Annotated in this window: 20 protein-coding genes; 2 read left to right on the plus strand and 18 right to left on the minus strand. The window is 39.0% G+C overall.

Annotation, left to right across the window (positions count from 1 at the left end):
* Positions 1-66: 66 nt before the first annotated feature.
* Positions 67-891: a LysR family transcriptional regulator gene (locus ACJYYY_RS10870; RefSeq protein ID WP_035314611.1), complete on the plus strand. Its 825-nt coding sequence runs from the start codon at positions 67-69 to the stop codon at positions 889-891.
* 38 nt (positions 892-929) lie between these two features.
* On the opposite strand, the gene ACJYYY_RS10875 is transcribed toward ACJYYY_RS10870, so the two are convergent.
* The 17 genes from ACJYYY_RS10875 to ACJYYY_RS10955 form a co-directional block, all read right to left on the minus strand.
* On the minus strand, positions 930-1,430 hold the full coding sequence (locus ACJYYY_RS10875; protein WP_035314612.1) for a DUF1456 family protein: 501 nt from the start codon (positions 1,428-1,430) through the stop codon (positions 930-932).
* A gap of 93 nt (positions 1,431-1,523) precedes the next feature.
* Entirely contained in the window at positions 1,524-3,275 is a 1,752-nt protein-coding gene (locus tag ACJYYY_RS10880) for an oligopeptide ABC transporter substrate-binding protein (protein ID WP_408868939.1), read from the minus strand.
* A 38-nt stretch (positions 3,276-3,313) separates the two neighbouring features.
* On the minus strand, positions 3,314-4,198 hold the full coding sequence (locus tag ACJYYY_RS10885; protein WP_035314613.1) for an ABC transporter permease: 885 nt from the start codon (positions 4,196-4,198) through the stop codon (positions 3,314-3,316).
* 15 nt (positions 4,199-4,213) lie between these two features.
* A complete protein-coding gene (locus ACJYYY_RS10890; RefSeq protein ID WP_035314614.1) occupies positions 4,214-5,182 on the minus strand; it encodes an ABC transporter permease in 969 nt (322 codons plus the stop codon).
* 13 nt (positions 5,183-5,195) lie between these two features.
* A complete protein-coding gene (locus ACJYYY_RS10895; protein WP_035314615.1) occupies positions 5,196-6,125 on the minus strand; it encodes an ABC transporter ATP-binding protein in 930 nt (309 codons plus the stop codon).
* Entirely contained in the window at positions 6,103-7,122 is a 1,020-nt protein-coding gene (locus tag ACJYYY_RS10900) for an ABC transporter ATP-binding protein (protein ID WP_035314616.1), read from the minus strand. Before ACJYYY_RS10900 ends, ACJYYY_RS10895 begins: the two co-directional genes overlap by 23 nt.
* 240 nt (positions 7,123-7,362) lie before the next feature.
* The gene (locus ACJYYY_RS10905) at positions 7,363-8,199 is read right to left on the minus strand and encodes an AAA family ATPase (protein ID WP_408868940.1); all 837 of its coding nucleotides are present in this window, start codon (positions 8,197-8,199) and stop codon (positions 7,363-7,365) included.
* On the minus strand, positions 8,153-8,650 hold the full coding sequence (locus ACJYYY_RS10910; RefSeq protein ID WP_035314618.1) for an LURP-one-related/scramblase family protein: 498 nt from the start codon (positions 8,648-8,650) through the stop codon (positions 8,153-8,155). The genes ACJYYY_RS10905 and ACJYYY_RS10910 overlap by 47 nt, the downstream gene beginning before the upstream one ends.
* Before the next feature lie 33 nt (positions 8,651-8,683).
* Complete coding sequence (locus ACJYYY_RS10915; RefSeq protein WP_035314619.1) at positions 8,684-10,093, minus strand: SulP family inorganic anion transporter; 1,410 nt, start codon at positions 10,091-10,093, stop codon at positions 8,684-8,686.
* A gap of 140 nt (positions 10,094-10,233) precedes the next feature.
* Positions 10,234-10,797 carry an elongation factor P gene (gene efp / locus ACJYYY_RS10920; RefSeq protein WP_035314621.1) on the minus strand — a complete coding sequence of 188 codons (564 nt, stop codon included), beginning with the start codon at positions 10,795-10,797 and terminating at the stop codon, positions 10,234-10,236.
* Between the two features lie 115 nt (positions 10,798-10,912).
* Complete coding sequence (locus ACJYYY_RS10925; protein WP_408868941.1) at positions 10,913-13,582, minus strand: glycosyltransferase; 2,670 nt, start codon at positions 13,580-13,582, stop codon at positions 10,913-10,915.
* An 83-nt stretch (positions 13,583-13,665) separates the two neighbouring features.
* Complete coding sequence (locus ACJYYY_RS10930) at positions 13,666-15,267, minus strand: polysaccharide pyruvyl transferase family protein (protein ID WP_408868942.1); 1,602 nt, start codon at positions 15,265-15,267, stop codon at positions 13,666-13,668.
* A 34-nt stretch (positions 15,268-15,301) separates the two neighbouring features.
* Positions 15,302-17,506, minus strand: a complete 2,205-nt coding sequence (locus tag ACJYYY_RS10935; RefSeq protein ID WP_408868943.1) for a CDP-glycerol glycerophosphotransferase family protein — start codon at positions 17,504-17,506, stop codon at positions 15,302-15,304.
* Between the two features lie 334 nt (positions 17,507-17,840).
* Positions 17,841-18,338: an AAA family ATPase gene (locus ACJYYY_RS10940; RefSeq protein WP_408868944.1), complete on the minus strand. Its 498-nt coding sequence runs from the start codon at positions 18,336-18,338 to the stop codon at positions 17,841-17,843.
* Positions 18,339-18,388: 50 nt separating this feature from the next.
* Positions 18,389-19,102, minus strand: coding sequence for a GntR family transcriptional regulator (locus tag ACJYYY_RS10945; RefSeq protein WP_035314634.1), 714 nt, complete (start codon positions 19,100-19,102; stop codon positions 18,389-18,391).
* 66 nt (positions 19,103-19,168) lie between these two features.
* Entirely contained in the window at positions 19,169-20,440 is a 1,272-nt protein-coding gene (celB, locus tag ACJYYY_RS10950; protein ID WP_035314636.1) for a PTS cellobiose transporter subunit IIC, read from the minus strand.
* A gap of 109 nt (positions 20,441-20,549) precedes the next feature.
* Positions 20,550-20,849 (minus strand): PTS sugar transporter subunit IIB, encoded by a 300-nt coding sequence (locus ACJYYY_RS10955; protein ID WP_051456936.1) that lies wholly within the window; start codon positions 20,847-20,849, stop codon positions 20,550-20,552.
* Positions 20,850-21,166: 317 nt separating this feature from the next.
* On the opposite strand from ACJYYY_RS10955, the gene ACJYYY_RS10960 reads away from it, so the two are divergent.
* On the plus strand, positions 21,167-21,373 hold the full coding sequence (locus ACJYYY_RS10960; RefSeq protein WP_035314640.1) for a hypothetical protein: 207 nt from the start codon (positions 21,167-21,169) through the stop codon (positions 21,371-21,373).
* Between the two features lie 328 nt (positions 21,374-21,701).
* On the opposite strand, the gene ACJYYY_RS10965 is transcribed toward ACJYYY_RS10960, so the two are convergent.
* Positions 21,702-22,142 (minus strand): GNAT family N-acetyltransferase, encoded by a 441-nt coding sequence (locus ACJYYY_RS10965; RefSeq protein ID WP_035314641.1) that lies wholly within the window; start codon positions 22,140-22,142, stop codon positions 21,702-21,704.
* Positions 22,143-22,318 lie beyond the last annotated feature (176 nt).

The following is a 22,318-nucleotide window of genomic DNA, read 5'->3' on the forward strand; positions in this document are numbered from 1 at the left end:
TTAAGCATAAATAAAATCGTATTTTTGTATGAACATCATAAAATTTCATAATGTGGGAGGGATTCAATGTTCAAACTTATTGCAACGTTCATCGCTGTCTATGAACACAATAGCTTCACTAAGGCTGCTGAACAGCTCTTTTTAACACAGCCGACTGTATCTGGGCATATCAAAAAGCTTGAGGATGAACTCGAGTGTCAGCTGTTTATTCGGACGAGCAACCAAGCGATTACTGCTTGCCAATCGGCTCATCAATTTTATCCACAAGCAGTGAGTCTTATCTCTAAATGGGAGCTAAACAAACAAGGCCTCCATGATGAGAAACAACTACAGCAACCGCTTCATTTCGCCGCATCGTTAACGATTGGCACCGAACTAATGCCACATTTAATATCTTATTTATCAGATATATATCCTAAAAGCGACATTCGACTCACGATTTGTAATTCAACCGACGTCATCACCTTGATGGAAACCGCACGCTGTGACCTTGGTTTCATCGAATCAGATGTCATTTCAAGTCAGTTAAGCATCCTTCCACTTTGTGATGACCGACTGATCAAAGTGAGTGCTCCAAACGATCATTGGTTGATTCGCGAGCAAGGATCTGGCCTCTATCATTTTACCAATCGTTATTTGGCGACACAAAACATTTCTCCTAGCGGAACAACCGTTGTTAACAGCAATGAAGTACTCGTGAAATTAGCGAATGCTCAACTGGGTAACACGCTGCTTTCGGAACGCTATTTACCAAGACTAACCGTCCCAACCACCTTTTTAACTGACGAAATGACACGCCAATTTTCACTTGTTCATCAAGAACAACAGTTAGAAGATGTCTTTTTTGCTAAGTTAATACAGCGGATAATTACATTTACCGCAACCCTTTAAAAAACCACGTCAGCTGTTGCAGCTGACGTGGTTTTCACTTATTTACGGTACCGAAAAGCGAGACCTTTTAAGAAGTTACGGGCAAATTTATCGCCACATTGTTTAAAGTTACGGTGGTCATCTTTACGCAAGACAGCACTTAATTCCCCTTTTGATAAATACACGCCGGCATCATCTAAGATTTCAAGCATATCTTCACTTGTTAACGCTAAGCCAATTTTAACTTTTTTGAGAAGCAGGTTGTTAATGTGACGAATTTCTTTGCTTTTTAACTGGGGTGGTAACACTTGATCGTCTTTAGGACCACGTTTGAACGTAATAAAGCCATTAAAGAATGAATCAATCAGCGCATTATCACATGATTTAACGTACACATTACCATCATCTTCACTCGATAATAAATATTGTTGTTTCGTTAACATGTCTTTGACGTCTTGCAATGTCACCTCAACGCCGCCTAGGCGGAACATTTCGACCATATCAATATCCTTCATGTCTAAGGCGTAACGCAAGCGTAATAAAATATCATTGTTATTCATTTAAATCCTCCATCTATTCTCTGATTTTCATCTCACTACTCAGTATACTTCACTATGAGAATCGATGCATGTTTTTTTGATTGCGATAGCACCTTACTTGTCTTTAATAATTTGAACGTCTTCATACCGGTTGTAAGCGGTCGTTTCAATCGTATAGCCATTCACACGCTTATTAACCGGGCTAACACTGTAGCGATATAACGTCGGTGCGACAGGCACATCATCCATCATTAATTGTTGCCATTCATCATACACTTTTTTACGGTAATCATGGTCAAATGCCGCTTCAGACTGCCCATCAGCCATCAATCGATCGTTAGCCTCACTCGTGTAGCGCGGATAGTTAAACGAAGCCTTACGCCCATACAATTCGGATGGATTCATATCCGTGCCCGTTGACCAAGCCCCCATGTAGATATCGATAGCTTTATCATCCTTTTGGACCCGATCATAAAAGGAGTTAAATTCCATCGGACGCCCATCGGTTAATTTGACCTCAATCCCAATGTCTTTCCAGTTTTGAATGTAAAAATCATTGAGTGGTTCCGATTGCTTATCACCCGTCATGGCAGCCATCTGAATCACAAGTTCTTTGCCATCTGGTGTCCGTCGATACGCTTCACCTTCTTTTTGCTCATAACCTGCCTCATCGAGAATTTGATTGGCTTTTTTCGGGTCATAGGGATAGCCTTTTATGTTAGCATCGTGAAAACTCTTGAAACTCGGAATAATCATTGAATTGGCGGGCCAACGCAGGCCTAAATAAATTTTCTCACCGACTTCGGCATTGTTCATCGCATACGCCATCGCTTGGCGCAGTTTCACATCGGCCATTTTCGCCTTCGGATCCATGACATTTTCACCCTTCTTTTGATCAAACTTACCGAGTTTGAATCCTAAATAAGAGTAGGCTAAGTCCTCCTTGCCGAGAAAAGTAACCGTGTCGATTTCATGTTTAGGATCATATTGGGTCGATGGATACCCAAGGGCAATATCAATTTTCCCTTGTTTTAACCCTTCATTGATCGTGTCCGGGCTGGCGACACTCAGTGTCACACCCGCAACCTGTGCTTTTTTACCGAAGTAATGTTCATTTGGCGAAAACTTGACCGATTCACCAGTTACCATCGAATCAATTTTATATTGACCATACCCTACCGGTGTTTTACGAACCGGATCAGAGGCACTCATCTTACTCACTGGGATATCTTTATAAGCACTGCGCTGCATCGCATACGACCACAGGCCAGTTTTAACGGCTGGATTGGCTTGCGTGTATTTAATTTCAGCTGTTTTTTTATCAACCACTCTGAGCCCGCTAATTTTATCAGCCTTGCCCTCATGATAAGCGGTCATCCCTTCAATATTTTCGAAAATCTCGTCGTAGCGAACGCCATCGTAATCTTTATTGCCAATGACTTCAAACGAGAAGAGGTAGTCATCAGCGGTAACAGGTTCTCCGGTTGACCAATTCAAGTCATCATGTAGCTTGACCGTAATGGTACGGTGATCATCGGAGTAATCGACACTCGCACCACCGTCATTCGTAATGTTAAAATCCTCATCAATGCTAAATAACGAGGGGTAAAAAAAGCTGAGCACATTGCTATCAGGTGCACCCGAGTAAAAATTCGGATTTAAAATACCTTGAAAGGGTGTATCGGATACTAACGCCACATTTAAAACGGCGTCGGGATCAGCCTCACCTTCAACCTTTGTTGTTAACGGGAATTTTGTATCGACTTTCTTTGATTTTTTGGCCGTATCGGTCGAACTACAGCCGGCTACAACAAGTGCCACTATTACGGTTAAGATGAGTAGTAAAAAACGCGGATATCGTTTCATGTTCTTCTCCTCCTTATCGTCGTCTCTCATGTCACTGCTTACATCACACGCCGTTGTTTCGCATCGGTCGCTCGTTTGATCGATTGTCCGATGAAATTAATGCTTAACATTAACGTTAAAATTAACAAACACGCTGGCAGCCACATCCACCAATAATGTTGAATGATGGTCGGATTGGTCGCATTGCTTACAAGTGTGCCTAAACTGGGGGTGCTTTTTGGCAGACCGAACCCTAAATAAGATAACCCTGTTTCGATGCCAATGTTGCCAGCTAATGTTAACGTTAGATTGACCACAATCAATGAACTGACATTCGGTAAAATTTGGATAAAGATAATTTTCCAATGTGGCGTGCCCAAGGTTCGTGATGCATTGACGTAGTCGGCTTGTTTTTCGGCCAAGACCTTCGCTCGAATCAATCGGGTTTTACCAACCCATAAAAAGCCTGACATCACCATGATGAACGTCCAAATCGTATAGCTTGGAATAATCGTGACGACCACAATAATGAGCATGAGCATCGGTAAAATATAGACAAAATCAACCAGGCGCATAATGATATTGTCGACCCATCCGCCAAAGTAGCCTGCTAAAAAGCCGAATGTTAGACCAATAAACGCCGCGATGAGCGTAATGCTCAAACCAATCGTAAATGAATTGCGGGCGCCTATAATCAACTGACCAAACACATCACGCCCTGCCATATCCGTTCCGAGCCAATGGGTTGTACTTGGACTTGCTTGAATCGCAGCTAAATCAACATATTGTAAACTCACCTGATTAATCCACATGCTTGAGCCATAAATAACGAGTAAAAATAAGGCCACAAAGACGAGTGAGGCAATTGCCCATTTATCGTAGCGCCACTCGTTCACAATTAGTTTTAAGGTCGAAGGTTCGACTTGGTTCGTCTGACGTGTCATCGTTTCCTCCCGTCTTTAATCCACCCGAATCCGGGGATCAATCATGCTTATAATAATGTCACTGAGGAGCGTCCCAACTAAGGTCAAAATACCGGCGATCATTAACAACGCAGTAACGACTGGAAAATCGCGTTGGGCAATCGATGACAGAAACAATTGGCCGATGCCAGGATAACTAAAGATTTGTTCGATAAAGATGTTGCCGGCGATTACACCGGTGATTTCTAGACCTAAAAAAGCCGATATTGGCATTAAGGCATTGCGTAAAATATGCCGTTGGTAGATGTTTTTTTCGGAGACACCTTTTGCACGGGCTAACTTCACAAAATCCTTCGGTTTCAAATCAATGATTTCATTGCGTAAAAATTGAATCGTCGTCGTTGTTTGTAACAGCGCAATCGTCAATGCTGGCAAGAACAGATGATGCAGTTTACTGACAAAATAAGCCCCTGTTCCTGGCAAGGCATTGGGCGAGACACTCCCCGCCGTCGGAAACAAATCGGCCTTAAAACCAAACACAAACAGCATCAGCAAGGCAAACACAAATAGCGGCATCGCATAGCTGATGTAATTGTAACCGACCACAAATTTATCGATGGCCCGTTCTTGGTAACGCCCGCTTAAAATTCCGAGCGGCAAGGCAATCAGGTACGTGAAGATGAGACTGAGGACGCCGAGCCAAAAACTATTGCCAATGCGGTCACCAATAATATGCGTTACCGGCACTTGATGCCCATAGGACGTTCCCAGTTCACCGTGAAACACATCGGTGATCCAACGGTAATATTGCAAATGCCATGGCAGGTCTATCCCTAATTGGGCGCGTAGCTCAGCAATCCGTTCAGGTGTTAAATTCGGCGTCTCAGCAATAATATTTGTGAGCGCATCGCCTGGCATTAATTGGGCCAAAATAAAAATCAACACACTCAATAGCGCTAACTGTGGCAACATAATGAACAGCCGTCGTACAATAAACTTCCCCATCACGCTTTCCTCCTCACTGCGGCAACGCTACAAAATGTGTTGGACTAATCGCCTGTAACGCATGCGGTTGGTCGTTGGCATCAAAAAAATGCTGATATTCCGCCTGATAGCGTTCAGCAGCAGCCTGTCGCACTATCTGTTGCTGGTGACGCTGGCGCGGATTACTGTTAGGAATCGCGGCGATTAAACGCTGAGTATAGATGTGTTGCGGATTGCGATAAATATCTGCCGCAGTGCCAGCCTCGACTAAACGGCCATTGTACATAATGCCAATATGATCACACATATGACGTACGATGCCGAGGTCATGACTTATAAATAAATACGTCAAGGCAAAGCGTGTTTGAATCGCTTTCATAAAATTGAGCACCTGTGCTTGGACTGAGACATCTAAGGCTGATACCGGCTCATCCGCCACAATAAAACGAGGATTGAGCATCAGACAGCGGGCAATCCCGATTCGTTGACGTTGACCGCCCGAAAATTCATGCGGGTATTTATAAAGATCATCGGCGTTTAAGCCGACCTGCTCAAGCATTGTTGCCACCCGCTCCTGCTCAGCTTGCTTCGTGAGTTTTTCAAAATTACGCAGTGGCTCAGCAATGAGCGACAACACCCGTTTTTTGGGATTGAGCGAGCTGTAAGGATCTTGAAAAATCATCTGAATGTCACGCCGAAGGGGATGACGATTAGTGCCAGTTAAGCGCGCTAAATTAGTGCCCTCATAATGAATACTACCGCTCGTCAGACGATTTAAGCCTAGAATTGCACGACCGATTGATGATTTACCGCAGCCGGATTCGCCCACTAAGCCGTAGGTTTTGCCCTCCTCAATTGCCAAACTCACACCATCGACTGCCTTCACTTGACCTGTAACCCGTCGCAACATACCACTGCGAATCGGATAATGAACCTTCACCTCATTGAGCTGTATGAATGACATCTGCGTTACCCTCCTCTTCTCGAAAGTGAAATGTGCGCCAGCATGTGCAACGGACATAGTGACCTGGTGACACTTCACGCAGTGGCGGATTAGACTCATGCGCATGCGCTGGCAGCCATGGAATACGGGGCGCAAACCGACAAGCCTGCCGATCAACGGCGGCTAAACTCGGCACCGCCCCTTCAATTACCCGTAACTGTGACTGTGGGGTGTTGAACTGCGGCATCGAAGCAAATAACGAACGCGTATAGGGATGATGTGGTGTTTTAAAGAGAGCATCCACTGTCGCCAATTCTACGATTTGCCCCGCATACATCACCGCGACCCGATCAGCCATTTCGGCGACAACACCTAAGTCATGCGTAATGAGCAACACACTGGATTGATAATCCGCCTTAATTGTTTGAAGCAAGGTGAGAATTTGCGCTTGAATCGTTACATCTAAAGCCGTTGTCGGCTCATCGGCAATGATTAACGCCGGGTTATTCACAATCGCTATCGCAATCACAACCCGTTGGCGCATCCCCCCAGACAATTCATGGGGATATTGTTGATAGAGACGTTGCGGCTGGGGCAGTCCGACTTGTTCGAGCAACTGATAAACCCGCTGCTTAATCGCTTCTCCAGTCAGCTTCGTATGCAACTGTAAATTTTCGGCAATTTGCTGGCCGACTGTCATTAATGGATTCAAGGCGGTGAGTGGGTCTTGAAATACTAAACTGATGGCATCGCCTCGCAGCCGATTCAATTGTGCGAGCGATTGTTGCAGTAACGGCTCACCTTGAAAGCTAATTTCACCGGTAATTCGCGTGGTCCGTTCATCATGCAACCCCATGATAGCTAACGCCAACGCACTTTTACCACAACCGGATTCGCCGACAATCGCTACGGTTTCATTGTTGCCAATGCTTAACGACACTTCATCAACAGCGGCATAATAATCACCTGCGCTATTAAATAAGGTGCTTAACTGTTTAAGTTCGATTAAAGGCTCCATCACCAATCCCTCCTTCAACTTCATCAGTAAGATATCTGACTTTTCGGACTATTTCACAATCAATGTATATTATCTGATGACGAATGTCAATTGATTATATGTTTTTTGCTATTTTATCCTTTTAGCTGTTGAATCCATCAAAAAAAGCTCCCTCGATAAGGGAGCCCAGATTGTAGACAAATTTGTTGATGAGCTGATAAGACTGAATAGCACTGCTGTCGAACAAACTTTAAAGACCTTTTAACTAAAAAACCGTTGGTACGTTTGCATCAACGGCAATTCTAGCGGTTTTGCTGTTCGCAGACCCGGCAAATCGAGGTTGTATATCGTACCTGCTAAGGCACCTAATAAGAACGGTGAATGCGTTGCAATCACAAACTGACAGTTTAAAAAACGGGCAGCATCACTAATAACGGCTGCTAATCTTAGCTGATTATCAGGTGAAAGCGAGACCTCCGGTTCATCTAACAAATATAAACCATCAGCTTCGAGGTATTCCTCATATAGTTGCATCGCCGTCTCCCCGTTTGAAAACTTTTCTTGAGCAAATAAGTGTTTATCAATCTGTTTCTCCATTGCAAAAGAGCCATTATGGGCCTCGCGTTGCGCCTTCGTATATCCAAGTTGCCCCCGCCGATACAAGTAATCTTCACGCAAAATCGCCTCTTGTTGTACTTTTTTTACCTCATACAAAACATCTTCACTTTTAAGATAGCGGCTATGATCAGGTATGGTACATCGTTGCCCACTGGCTTCATCTGTTTCGAAACTGAGATGCGATTCAGCCATATAGTCGCCAAAATAATCGGTCTGACCCCATACTTTTGGCCGTTCGGTTCCGACTAACTTAAGTTTGGCCGCAAGCATATTTAACACGGTTGATTTACCTGAACCATTTTCACCATAGAGTAAGGTAATTGCATCGAACACAAGCACCTCACCACTTTTGTCGGCAAGTACATGATACGGATAAAGCTGCGGATGCACAACTTGACGATCAGATAACGTTAGACTTCTAAGATAACGCATCTTAATCGACCATACTAGCGCCACTGCTTTTTTCGGCGTGTTTGACACAGTCAATCGCCACGACTAACGCAATAATCGTCTGTTCGAGCGTTTCATCTAGTACCTCAATTTCAAACGAATCGCCCCAGGTCAACCATTTTTCAGTAATGTTCGCAACAACTTCACCATGGCGTTCCACCGCAAAACTTTTGTCCCACCAGTCGCCTGAAACTGTGAGCTCTTCACCCTCAATACTATATTTCGCTGTAAAAAAAGACAGCTGTTTCGCAATCGTAAACACTTTTTCATCATGTACCGTAACATCAAATTTCGGAAAAAATTGAAACATCCGCTTTGTAATCAAAGCCACTTCATTTCCCGCTGTATCTTGCACGCTAAATTTCTTGGGAAGAGATAAAAAACTCCCTTCGATGATATAACGGACATTTTCGTGATCATCTTGGACGCTGAATTCTCCACTGATACTAAACACCTTTTGCTTTATGTACAGTTTACTCATATCGTCACCTCTTTCATTGCTTATACCTGTAGTTTACCCTAGATACGTGCTTTTTTCAGCTGATAAGTCACGAACTGTCAATGGCAGGCCTGCTGCTTGATACCGGTTAATGACCGTTGCTAACGCTTCATGTGCCGAGGCATCACGGATGCTAAGCCCACTCACATCTAATATTAGGTTCGCTGTTAATGGTGTTTTTTCAAAATAGTTGACTAAGCTTTGTGCCGAGGCAAAAAACAAGACACCTCGAACGGTAATGACATTGTCGGTTCGTTCAATTGTAAGTGTTGCCAACTTCGCAATGAAAATAATCATGCTCAAGACAACACCTATCAGAATACCGATTGCTAAGTTATGTGTATAGACGACGATTGCCACAGTCACAGCCATCACGACTGTATCTGCCACTGGAATGCGTTTAATCGACCGTAAGCTATCCCAATTGAACGTTTCAAGCGCCACCACCATCATTATCCCAATTAAGGCTGCCGTCGGTATTTGGACCATGACGTCCTTTAAAAAGACAATCAATAATAATAACGTTACCCCTGCAATAAAGGTTGATAACCGTTGACGGCCACCTGACTTCACATTAATAACCGCTTGGCCAATCATTGCACACCCCGCTTGACCACCGAAGAAACCCGTCACAACATTCGCTAATCCTTGCGACTTCACTTCACGGCGACTGTCGCCAGTTGACTTAGTCATGTTGTCGATTAAAGGAAGCGTGAGTAACGATTCCATAATCCCGACTAACGATAAGGCAATCGCTGTTGGTAAAATAATCAGTAGCGTTTCAAATGTGAATGGAATTGCCGGTAGCTGCAACAAGCCAATCGCCCCCGTCATGTCACCCAAATCACCGACCTTTTGCAGGCCGAGCTGTGGCAAAAGTGCTACCAACGTCATGACGACAATAATAATTAAGGCTGGTGGTATTACCCGGGAAACACGGGGAATGAGATACATCATTGCAATCGTAGCTCCCACAATGACTAAAGTCATCTTATTGACATGGCCGAGTTGTTGTACTTGTGAAATGAAAATCAACACCGCCAAGGCATTAACAAAGCCCATCATCACCGGTTTAGAAATGAACTTCATTAACTTATGAATACCAATATAGCCAAATAACAGCTGTAATAGACCTGTTAAAATCGTCGCTGCAATCATATATTCAAGGCCATGATTTTTAATCAGCACAACCATCACTAACGCCATTGACCCTGCCGCGGCTGATGTCATCGCTGGACGACCGCCGGTAATCGATGTCACAATCGCCGTTGTAACTGAAGCAAACAAAGCCGCAATCGGGTTAACACCTGCAATAATCGCAAACCCAATCACCTCTGGGATTAATGCAACCGCTGTGACAAGCCCACCAAAAAGATCATTCTTAGTGTTGCCCAGCCATTCCTCTTTTTTGATACTGAATAACATCCTTCGGCCCCTTTTCTTTCATCTTTTTAATTTGTGCTTTTATTGTATCGTTTTTAGAGATACGCGTAAAGATAGCTTGATAGACAAAAAAGACGTACGATTCATCAAACTGAACCGCACGTCTTTGAGTAGTTAGCTATTTATTTAGCCGCACGTTTTAAGTATTGTGCGTCTGCTGTATTAACTTCGATAACTTCGCCAACTTCGATGAAATCAGGAACGTTAACTGTTAAGCCTGTTTGCATTTTAGCTGGTTTACCAGAACCGGTTGCTGTTGCACCTTTGATTGATGGTTGTGTTTCAACAACTGTCAATTCAACTGTTTTCGGTAAAGTAACACCGATAACTTCAGCACCGTAAAACTGGATTTTAACTTCCATGTTTTCTAACATGTATAACATTTCTTCTTCAACAACAGTAGTTGGGATTTCATATTGATCATATGTTTCTAAATCCATGAAGATTTCGATGTCATCTTGGTTGTATAAATATTGAACTGGTTTCGATTCAATATACGCTTTTTTAACTTTATCATCAGGACGCATTGTTGTATCAACAGTTGAGCCTGAACGAACATCTTTCAGTTTCAAGCGCATAACAGTGTTTCCTTTACCTGGTTTATGGTGACTTGCTTCCATAACCTTAATTAATTTACCATCTTGTTCGAATGTCATTCCTGATCTAAGATCATTTACTGATATCATTATAAGACTCTCCTTTTTCTATCTATCTGTATCGTCTTATCCTATTGTAGCAAAAGTGAGGGGATAATTCTATAGAAAATCTAGTTTATGCTTACCATCACAGACTATACTCTATTTAAGAAATAGTTATTATCTCCTTGTATACTGTTGCTCGATAAGAACTTTCTTTCGCTGGATAATAAAAGTCTTCATACAATGCAGCAACCTCCGGTTCCACTGTAAATTCAGCAGTGATTTTCTCCTTGATAAAGGTTACCAATTCCTCCGCCTTCGTGTACTTAGGACCTAATTGACTAATATCAAAGTCAAATTCAGTATAGATATGATTTCCAGTTACAAATCGGTCATAATCAGGAAATAAAAAAACGATTTTTGTTTTGTTCTGGATGAAATCAAACATAAACGATGAAAAATCAGTGACAAATAACTTATACTCATTTATATCAAAATCAGATTTACTATCTAGTATCTTAATATTACTCTGATTCGTCTTGAACAAGGTGCCTTCTTCTAAGAAAATCGGGTGTAATTTAACATCTAAACAATATCCTTCTTTTTGCAAAAGTTCATTTAGTTCAGTCGAATTAATTAACTTATCAATTTCCAAATAAAATTCCGAGGTTTCAAAGGCTTTCTTATTAAGCGATCGGTTTAATTTAGAATCTTCAATAACCAGTGACTTACGCCATGAAGGAGCCAATAAGATTTTTTTATTCTTTTCACTTTTATAGTTATTTTTATCAAATCTAGGCATACCTGTTTTAAGCAAGTCTTTTTCGCGATAGCCATAATTAAAAAGTAAATTGTCCCTTTCAAAATCACTGGAAATAAGAAATTTATCGAAATTGGTTTTGTGCTTCCCGTATAACCAAGGTGTGTGTGCATTTAAAATACCATGTTGCAAATAAACAACTTGCTGTTCTAACTCAGAATACAACGTATTATGAGCTCGATTAGAAAGCGGTGAATACTCTTGCCGCTCTTTAAATGAGGTTAATATTACACTGCTATATAGAAATAACAATTTATGATATACCGATCCGTATACAACCGTATTACTCTTTGGAAAACCTGCTACATTACGATCTTTTTCATGAATAACATAATAGCGTTTGACGCTATCTTTTTGCTTAATGTCGTATTTGAATTGTTCGTAAGCATTATCTAACACGCCTTTCCTATCATTATACAACCAGATTTTTTTGTTTTTTAGAAACGGATGAATCCATTTTTGAACTGCTTTGAACTTAAGCAGTGAATTCATCCCTTTTTTACTTATTAACTCTTTCTGACGATTACTTATTTTTTTTCCAGTTGTAACTTCCTTTGAATTTAATGGAACATGTTTTGTTTCCATCACTTTAATTTTCATTGGTTTTTTTTCATAAGAAATCACCTTCGAACCAAGCAATACAAATTTTGATTCTAAATATTTCTTAAAGATAACATCGTCTTCCATGTATCCAACTAAAAGATGATTTCTCTCATTTAATTTCAGATAGAACTGATAACTTTCAACTACATCTATTGGCAAATCAAAATCAAACTCATAAAATGAAGCTGTTCTCTCATGTGATTTATAATGGCTCGATGGTCCTAACTCCACAGGTATGTTTAGCTTACTACCATCACTCAAACTGATTCCCAACTCAATACGTCCCACCTGCGAGAGCAATGGAGCTTTAATATAACCTACTATTTGTAATTTATTACCCTGTCTTTTCATCTTATTAAAAACTAATGTGATTGTTTTATACGTTGTGATTAATTCGTTTTGATGATAAAAACTAATTCCATAAGAATTGTTTTCAACACGAATTTCCTCTTTAAATCGTTCAATAAAATGAATCTTATGATAATAGTCCATTAATGGTTGATGTAGTATTGTATCGACCGAAATCTCTTTGAAAATCTTTTTCAATCGTTTCATCCACATTTCAAAGTCTGCTTCTTTTAGATGATAGGGAAATAATGTATGTTGTTTAAAACGCCAATTCAGCTCGTATAGCACCATACTTTGGGCATATGAGGAAATCTCCCCATCATTTACCGCTCTATTTTTTTCAAATAGTTGTTCAAAGAATACAAGTATTTTATCTTGTATATCAACCGGACTTTTGAATTTATCAACGGTTGAATCATGGCCCGTATGATAAATATAGCCACCTGCATTACAAAAAACAAGCTTACCTGTTTGCAAAATCATTGTTGTATTGAACAAGGCATCTTCTGACTGCTTTAATTCCTCATTAAAGTATACTTTTTCTTCCGCAGGTAAATTTTTTATTACCACATTCATTGTACACTGATTTAAATAAGGAAATTTTTCAATATCATATAACGCTACTTTATTTTTAATAGTAAAGTTTTTATTGCGTACATGTGCTACTGTTTTTTTTCCATCGTTAACCTCGAGCGGATAAGCCAATATATTTGCTTCATCTTGATAGGCTTCAAACGCCTGAAAAACTGATTCGATAGTGTCATTTTTAATTTCATCATCTGCATCTAAAAACAAGATATATTTACCTTGAGATGCATTTAGGCCCCTATTCCGAGTGGCTGAAACACCTCTATTTGTATGTGATAAATACCTAAAATTTTCAAATCGCTCACAATATTCTTTACAAATAGTCTCACTATTGTCACTTGAACCATCATTTATAAGCAACACTTCATAAGTTGTATTCTTCATCGTTTGATTTATTATTGAAAGTAATGTTCTTTTTAAAAAAAGCTCGGCATTATATACTGGAATTAAAATACTAATATCATATTTAAACAAAAAAAAACCTCCTTACTCACTTGAATAAACTTATACTTACCTTTCATAAACATCTCTATTTAACAACTGAACGATTCTCATATTTACTCCGACTTTTTTTTGAACTTGTTAGCTAATTTCAGTACTATTCTCACGCTTTTTCTCTTTAAAGTCTGTTCAAATTCTTTTTTTTGTTTTTCTGCTTCGCTTAGACGAACAGTTAATTTTTGTTGTTCATATAAAAGATTCTCTCTTACTATCTGACAGTTTTCAATCTTCGTATTTAAATCGTCGTTTTTCTTAAGCTCTAATAACATAGCTACTTTATTTTCAGTTATTTCTACATTCAGTTTTTCAAGGTGTTTTTTGTTTTCATTTATCTTTTCATTCATTTTTTTTAGGTCAGATTCTTTATCCACTATGATTTTTTTCTGCCAATTTTGACGATTCACATAAATGTTCTGTCTATAGTTATTCGCTCCATAAACAATCCCAACACGTTTCCGAGCTTGTTCTAAATCGCATGCGGTAATAGGAATAATTGGTTTTTCAAACTTAACTGTACTATACAATTTATCGTAAGGTGTTTTCATGAAATTAGTCTCATCTTGATAGGTATAATCAATTTTATTAGTTCCTAGAAATCTTATGAAATTTTGATAGTTTTCTTTCTGTTTTTTTTCTGCTGAGTATATATCAACCTTATTTATTAAATCTGTTAATGTCTCATTCTCGTGTATTTCTTCCGGATTCAAGGTACATAAACCATGGAATTCTGCTAACTCACGCATGCGAGCATCTATCGGGATTGAAATACTTGGTGTTCCTGCAATAGTAGCAGTAATATTCCCATGTAATTTTGTTCCAAAACTAAAATCACGATTTTTTAAGTAACTAATCCACTCACTTGCACTCAAGAAATACCTTGCTTCACCATTCGCATACTCTAAATCTGTTATCTTTGAAGGGTAGTTTGGGATATCAATGGTAGAAAAACCAGTATACATCAATTTAAATTCATCCCAACCTTGAGGTAAAAAGGCCGCTTTTTTATTTTGACTATGAATATTATGAATATATTTCAATACATGCTTTGGTGCCGACTTTGATCGGTTCGTACTAATTAACAACTCATTTTCTTCAACATTCGGAATTTCTCTGATTTTAAGATTTTCACCATAGGTATACATCGATGGACAACCTATTGCAATGTGATCTATGCCTTTCTTGAATCCTAAGTTCGTCAAATATTGTGCCGTTATTTCGCCTCGTACCCCCACCATACTTGATTTTTCTAAAATCGCTTTAATAAAGTTTCTTACAGTATCATCAAATGGAAACTTAAGCTCAGCAGACATAACATCTTTCGGAGCCTTTAACCCCACACCAATTAGATACACTGGTACCGTTAATCTCTTTATTAGAGTAGTCATGTCTTTCAATGTATCTTCAAAATCGGCACGAAATGCATCTGCTAGCGGAATAATATAACCATCATAATTTTTATTAATGTATTCTGCCTTAGCTGAATTCGATAAATAATAATCGGATTCCAAAATCACCTGGTCAGTTGTCAAATTCCGCATAATTCCATGTACAAAAATTAAGTTCCCTGAATTCCCACCGACAAAATCACCTTTCAGTAAATCACTCTCTGTTCTTACATCGTAAGCACTAATACCTGATCTAATTAATATTTTTTTCATAATTTCCTCCTGTCAATTCACCTGTCATTTATTTTTATATGCTTAAAAATTGATATTTAAATCGTTCTTTCCCAATTAAATCCCTTTGCTCAAATGATTTATAAATCATTCTTTCTAATTCCGATTCATTATAGGTATTATATTCAAAGGAATAATTTTTTGGTTCGAAAAACAAATCCCTTTCTGTTTGATATATGCTCCAACCATCTAAATATTGAATTGTCGGCTTATCCAATAGCGCATATTCAAAGATAACAGATGAATAGTCTGTTATCAGAACATCTGATACCACCATTAATTCTTCCAAATTAATCTCATCATCACTGACATTAATAATTTGCTGATTAAAATTGAAGTTTTGTGTATTTTCTATTATCGGGTGTAATTTAACCAATATTATTACATTTGAATCCAAGTTCATCTGATCCCAATTAATAGAATTTTTATAAACAACCCGTTCATTTGGTGACCCTCTAAAAGTAGGTGCATATAAAACCTTTTTTTTAGAGGTTAGCTCCGGATATAACCGTTGAAATTTGAGCTTCGCATCACTTTGGTATTCTTCTTTTAACAATTGCCTCGCTGTTGGTAAAAGCCCATTAATAATCTTCGACTGATCGACACCAAATGCTTCAGCATAAATATGATTTAATGCGGGAGAACTACATAACACCTTAGTGTATTGACTATGGGCTCGTTGTTCAAATAAACGACTGTTAGAATCCCCTTTATTTATTGCACTCAAACCAAATTTTTTCAAAGCTCCCATTGCATGCCATATCTGGATATATTCTGCGCCCTGTCTGATTTTTTTATTATATAACGGACTATAATAGTCATCGATAATAATCGCCTTTGCTCGCCCTAGTTTATAGTACGTTTGTAATTTGTTTGATGTTTTTTTTAATAAGGTTATCTGGCTATTTGGATGTAGCTGTTTTATTTCTTTCGCCAATAACGTCAAGTTATCACTTAGCGCTTGTTTTGTAGTCGCCAAAACAACACTTTGCTTTTGCATCGGTAAACATTTTGCACATTCATATATTAAACGATACACTTTAGTGGCACACTTTCGCTGCCAAACATAAGTCAAACCATGTTTTAGTCGATCAAGACGCATATTAACTCGTTTCAAATCATTAGCTGAATAAATAATGGTTTTAATTTGTTGATATTGTTTTGGATAATAACGTTTTATTTTTATTTCAAAAGCAGCTTCATTTACTTCTATAATATATCGTTGAATAGTAACAAACAGCTGTCTATTTTTAAATCGCAATAAAAAACGGATATCTGTCAGTTCGACACAAACCGCCCTCATAATGAAGTAAGATTCTGCTAAAACCCTATCATCTATTAATACTAAAAATTCTTGCATCAGCTTTAATGCTCTATCTTGTATTTGTCTTTGTCGATAGCCCTTTTTGAAAATCGGAAAAAACTCATACTTAAACATACGATTGCTATATTCCCGCAAAATATTTATACTATCAGCTGTACTGTATAAATTGTCACAATTAAATTGCTGAGTAACGAGTCTATAGACAGCTATCAATGACTCCATATATCCTATTGCGTTTTCGTGTGTCGACTGTGTTAATGACTTATTACCTAACTCTCGCACACGGTAATAGTAGATATCTTTATCAAAGAAAACAATTTTTTTCGCACGTGTATACGTCGTAAATGTAAAAAATTGATCTTCACCAAAGATAATTTGTTCAGGAAACTTTAGCTCACCAATCACTTTCTTTGAGTAGAGTTTAGCACAAGGACCAATCGAATAGAATAATTCCGGATGTTGCATGATGTTTTTATACTTTCCACTATATATGTTTTTTTCGATATGACTCTGTGCATACCATTCTCCTCTTGAATTGAAACGAACTATTTTCCCATAGACAATCTCAGCCTCTGTCATAAGCGCTTCTTGATAAAGTTGTTCAATTGCGTTGTTTGCTACTAAATCATCTGCATCTACAAACATGAGATAATCCCCCGTTGCGACTTGTAACCCTGTATTTCTAGCAATAGACACGCCATAATTATCTTGTTCGATAACCTTAAAACGAGAATCATTTTCTGTCAATTCTTTAATCAATTGTAATGTTCTGTCTGTTGAACCGTCATCTACCACAATGAATTCAACATCTTTTAGTTGCTGCGCTCTTAGGCTTTCAATCATCTGCCCTACATAATATTCCACGTTAAAACATGGTATAATTACAGAAACTTTCAATAAATACCTCCTTGTCTATCACTCTTGAAGCGAGTACCTGCCTTTAACAGACGATAAGTTTGAAAAGTAACTTGTCTGATATTAATCAGACCATCACTCAGAGTAATACTACCTGCGCTATCTTATTTCTCAATATATATTTTCCTTACTAAGTATATACCATTTATACCTGTTTATACATAGTATATAATTCATATTTAGCCTTTTCTTTATATATTTTTGAATAGATCCCCGTCATCTCGCATTTATGCTTCGTTCGAGACTAATCAATCTTAGATTTCCACTATTTATTCACTTATACGACATGATAAACATTGTGATTATACGCACTTTTTTAATTATCTTTTATATAATTCATCACTTGCTCAATCAAGTCGGTTTGTTCGACTTCTCCATCAACCAGCATTTCACTTTTGTAGTCTAACAAATCTTCTGCTATCCACCACTGCTCCATTTGTTCAATTGAGAATTCATTGACCCTTAAACCTTCAAGATGACGACATTTTGTGGTTTCAAAAGAAACTGACAAATAATATAACGCGCTCCTAGGTGCATATAATTCCATTAGACGTTCTATCATTTGATAATAAGTTGACCGTTTTAGGATCCCTTCTAAAATGACATAATCATTCTTAGTTATTGCTTCACTAACTAACGACTCTATCATTTCTATCGCAGGATTTTTTTTTGTATCCGAACACCCGATTATTTCTCGACGTACTGCATCCTGAGACACAACTAACGTATTCCCCCACTGCTCTTTCAATGCCATAGCTAAGCTTGTTTTTCCACTTGATGAATTACCTCGAATGATTATTAATTTCGCATACAAGTTTCTACCCTCCTAAAAGCCACCCTTATTAAAATAAGGATGGCTCAAAATCAATCTTTTATTATATCTGTAATTGTATAACTCCTTGTATCAAAACGGTTACGAGAACGCGAATATTCAAATGGCGTGCCATTTTTCTGATAGACGACTTGTTCAACTTCAAGCACTGGTGTTGTGGCCTCACAGGCCAAATATTGGCAGTCATCATCGCTCGCAACATCTGCATGGATTTTACGATAGGCACCACCGATTACTAGTCCGATGTCTGCTTTAATATAGTCATAAATCGATTGTTCTAAAATGGCTGGTGTTAAGTCGTGTACCAGGCTGGCAACAAAATAAGTGTATTCCATTACATAAGGCTTACCATCGACGTTACGCACGCGATGAACATAATAAACCGCCTCATTAGCACCAATCATCAATAAGTTTTGTAAGGCCTCATCTGGAAACTGAATATTAAATTCAATAATATCATTTGTTATCGCGGTGCCTTTCATTTGAGCAGTCAGTCCTTGGTAATCAAGGGCCAAACTGTCATTTTGGTTCCACAACGCATTCTTGAGTACACGTGTCCCCATCCCTCGTTTACGGTAGACGAGTCCTTCCATCGCCAAAATATCAATTGCTTTTTTGACGGTCATGCGACTCACCTCATAGTGAAGCGCTAAGGCCACTTGATCTGGTAATAAGGCTTCGGCTGCATACTCACCCGCCTGAATTTTAGAACGGATATCATCCGCAATCACTTTGTATTTTAGCATGGTCATTCCTCGCTATCTTATATAGAAAATGGAGACCTTCACGGTCTCCATCCATTATCGCATAAATTATAATTTTGTAGTAGTATTGACCTTTTCGAAGATTTTCAAGAATGGGAACCAGCAAAGAACGATGATTGCCATATCGACTAATTGCAGCACGCCACCCATGACTGAGTTCGTTGCCATCATCCCACTAATGAAGAATGGCACGGTCCAAGGAACGGTGACACCGGTTGGAATTGGGAAGATGCCCATCGCCATCACAGCGTAGTTGAATGAAGTGACGATTAACGGTGTAATCACCCACGGAATCATAATCGATGCATTTAAAACGATTGGTAAGCCGAAGATAACAGGTTCGTTAACGTTGAAAATACCAGGTCCAACAGCAAGACGACCAATTTCTTTCATTTGCTTATTCTTGAAGAAGAAGGCCATCATCAAGACAACTGCTAATGTCATCCCTGAACCACCGAGACCAACTGTGTATGTTTCCATAAAGGCTTTTGTAATAATATGTGGTAATTCAAGTCCATCTTTGTAAGCTGCTAAGTTTTCAAGTGATAATGTTTGCCAAATAGGATCCATCACTGAGTTAACGATGACTTGACCATGAAGGCCAAAGAACCATAATACTTGAATGAATAAAACAGCGACTAACGTTGCTGGCAAACCACTACCGAGACCAACTAATGGTTTTTGAATAACATTGTAGATGACATCATGAAAGTTCGTGTTAAAGAAGCCATTGATACCCGCATTGAGTAATAAAAAGACTGTTAACGTTGCAATCGCAGGAATAAGGGCAGCAAACGAGCGACTAACAGCTTCTGGCACACCATTTGGCATTTTAATTGTAATGCCTTTTTTGGTGATGCGCACGTATATTTCCGCGGCAATAAAAGCAGCAATCATCCCCACAAACATTCCTTTAGCACCTAATCGATCGAGTGAAAGCGCACCTGTAACCGCAGCGCCTTCGGCTGTTTCAAAGAAAAATGGTGTTAAGATTAAGAAAGATGCTAAGGCAACAACGCCACCAAAGACGCCATCTTCGCCATACGATTGCGTTAAGTAATACCCAATCCCAAAGGCGACAAAGACCGTCATAATCGACATCGTGGCATTTTGACCATTACCTAACAGCGAGTTAAGCTGACCTGATAAATGGGCGGGCCAAAACGGTAAGTTGTTTAAAACAACAACAAGTGAACCAAACATTGTTAATGGAAAAGCGAGCATAAAGGCATCACGTAAGACCGTTAAGTAACGGTTTTGGCCCAGTTTAGCAGCCATCGGCATTAATTTTTCTGCAAATTTGTCAATCCAAGCGTTCATTGCTAGTTCCTCCTCTTTTTAAAAACCATTGTTTTCGCTGACAGTTTTAAACCAGTGGCCACTTTTTCAATCGTGCAGCCTCAACTGTCAAACGCTTATATTTTGTCATTTATGATAACTTATCTAAGGCTGTTGCTAAGACGGCTTCACCGTTCATCATGCCATAATCACGCATTTCAATGACAGCTAACTTAACATCGCGATCACCAATTTGTTGCGCAACTTGTTTTTCGGTGTAACGCACCTGTGGTCCTAATAAAATGATATCTAATCTTTCTTTTTCTAACTGTGCAGGTACTTCTGAGACCGATACCGCATAAATCTTTGCATCTAATCCACGCGCTTTCGCTGCTTCTTCCATTTTAGTGACTAATAAACTTGTGCTCATCCCAGCCGCACATGCTAACATAATTGTTTTATCTGGCACTTTAAGCCCTCCCCCTATTTTTAAAAAAGCATCCTTATTGAACAAAAGACTATACTTATATATATAATATATTATACTTTGGTTTGTTTGTCACGCTTTTTTTGAAAGCGCTTAACCAACTGTTGTAACAGCTATTTTAAACTGTCAACATCAGCACTTAGCCCCACCTTACTTTTCACTTAACTTCTTTTTCAAAACAAGCCATTTGTTTTTTTAGGTTCGTTCGCTATAGTGATGACTGTAAACAAATATAGCTAGGAGGTCATACAATAAATTTCATTAAACGAGCATGGTATAGCTTGCAAGTAAAAGGCGGCCGCTCCCTGTTATTAATCGCTGTGTTCTCTGCGATTTTAATCTTTATCTTAGTCGGTCTCATAATTAAAAGTGCTGCCTTGCAAGCATCTGAAAATGCTAAAAAAAACGATGACGCCGACGTTTGGCATTTCTGTCAACATCATTGTAATCGACGAACACCGAGTATCAGATTAATCGTTAGCGCATGAAGCCGTCATTCTTTTATAAGCGGTTACGCATGAACAGTATAAAACAGGCATTAATTCGATATTTTCAATCAATGTGATTAACTCTATCAATTGGATAAACAATCGTTTAATCATTTAAAATAGAATGTCGTCAAACAAGCCCCCTCATCACTAGATAAGGGGGCACAGATTATATACAACGTTCAAACAACCTTCCATTTTAGCTTGAATGCTATTACAGCTGCTTTTTTTTACAAGTTGCTAGGATTGAAATAGCAGCGTTGTTATATTCGCTTGTTAACTATTCACGAAGTCGAACGAGCTGATTTCACTTTCAACACAATAAAAATCAGCCTTCTTTTTTCATATCAACATGCTCAATCTCATCTTCTAAATAGTAAGCGGAACAAGCTTTGAAGCCAAATGAACCATAAAAATGTTCTAAGTAGGATTGCGCTTGAATTTCAATGGTTCGTGCCGGATAGCGACGGGTGATTTCGGAAATGAGAACAGTCAGCAGTTCACGACCACTGCCTGCACCACGATGTTGCGGTGCTGTGATTACACGTCCGAAGGTCACCGTTTCACCCTTATCAATGATGCGACCATACGCGATAATACCACCCGCTTCATCGGTTTTAAAGACGTGAAGGCAGTCTAAATCTTCTAGTGTCGGTTCTTGAAATACGCAGTTTTGTTCGACCACAAACACCTCTGAACGGGTGTATAAAAGATTGAATAATTCGATTGTTGTTAACTCTGAAAAAGTTTTAATCTGCCATTGTGCCACTGTTATCGACTCCTCTTGTATTGTTTCTTTTATTATAAACGAAAAAGACAGTTACACGTGAATGTAACTGTCCGATGGTTGTTTGCTTCTAATCGGTTGACTTCACTTTTAATTGTCTAGTTTAATCAACCAGAAGCTTTCAACTTTCAGATAAATGGCAACGACGGTAAATAATC

Origin of the sequence: Brochothrix campestris (genome assembly GCF_046058945.1) — a bacterium.
GTDB classification, from domain to species: Bacteria; Bacillota; Bacilli; order Lactobacillales; family Listeriaceae; genus Brochothrix; species Brochothrix campestris.

Coding starts and splice junctions, on each gene's coding strand:
- ACJYYY_RS10915 (WP_035314619.1), bottom strand. CDS start 10,093: ATGTTATTCAGTATCAAAAAAGAGGAATGGCTGGGCAACACTAAGAAT.
- ACJYYY_RS10955 (WP_051456936.1), bottom strand. CDS start 20,849: ATGTTAGCATGTGCGGCTGGGATGAGCACAAGTTTATTAGTCACTAAA.
- efp (WP_035314621.1), bottom strand. CDS start 10,797: ATGATATCAGTAAATGATCTTAGATCAGGAATGACATTCGAACAAGAT.
- ACJYYY_RS10875 (WP_035314612.1), bottom strand. CDS start 1,430: ATGAATAACAATGATATTTTATTACGCTTGCGTTACGCCTTAGACATG.
- ACJYYY_RS10900 (WP_035314616.1), bottom strand. CDS start 7,122: ATGGAGCCTTTAATCGAACTTAAACAGTTAAGCACCTTATTTAATAGC.
- ACJYYY_RS10945 (WP_035314634.1), bottom strand. CDS start 19,102: ATGCTAAAATACAAAGTGATTGCGGATGATATCCGTTCTAAAATTCAG.
- ACJYYY_RS10885 (WP_035314613.1), bottom strand. CDS start 4,198: ATGACACGTCAGACGAACCAAGTCGAACCTTCGACCTTAAAACTAATT.
- ACJYYY_RS10895 (WP_035314615.1), bottom strand. CDS start 6,125: ATGTCATTCATACAGCTCAATGAGGTGAAGGTTCATTATCCGATTCGC.
- ACJYYY_RS10870 (WP_035314611.1), top strand. CDS start 67: ATGTTCAAACTTATTGCAACGTTCATCGCTGTCTATGAACACAATAGC.
- ACJYYY_RS10880 (WP_408868939.1), bottom strand. CDS start 3,275: ATGAAACGATATCCGCGTTTTTTACTACTCATCTTAACCGTAATAGTG.
- ACJYYY_RS10890 (WP_035314614.1), bottom strand. CDS start 5,182: ATGGGGAAGTTTATTGTACGACGGCTGTTCATTATGTTGCCACAGTTA.
- celB (WP_035314636.1), bottom strand. CDS start 20,440: ATGAACGCTTGGATTGACAAATTTGCAGAAAAATTAATGCCGATGGCT.
- ACJYYY_RS10910 (WP_035314618.1), bottom strand. CDS start 8,650: ATGAGTAAACTGTACATAAAGCAAAAGGTGTTTAGTATCAGTGGAGAA.
- ACJYYY_RS10930 (WP_408868942.1), bottom strand. CDS start 15,267: ATGAAAAAAATATTAATTAGATCAGGTATTAGTGCTTACGATGTAAGA.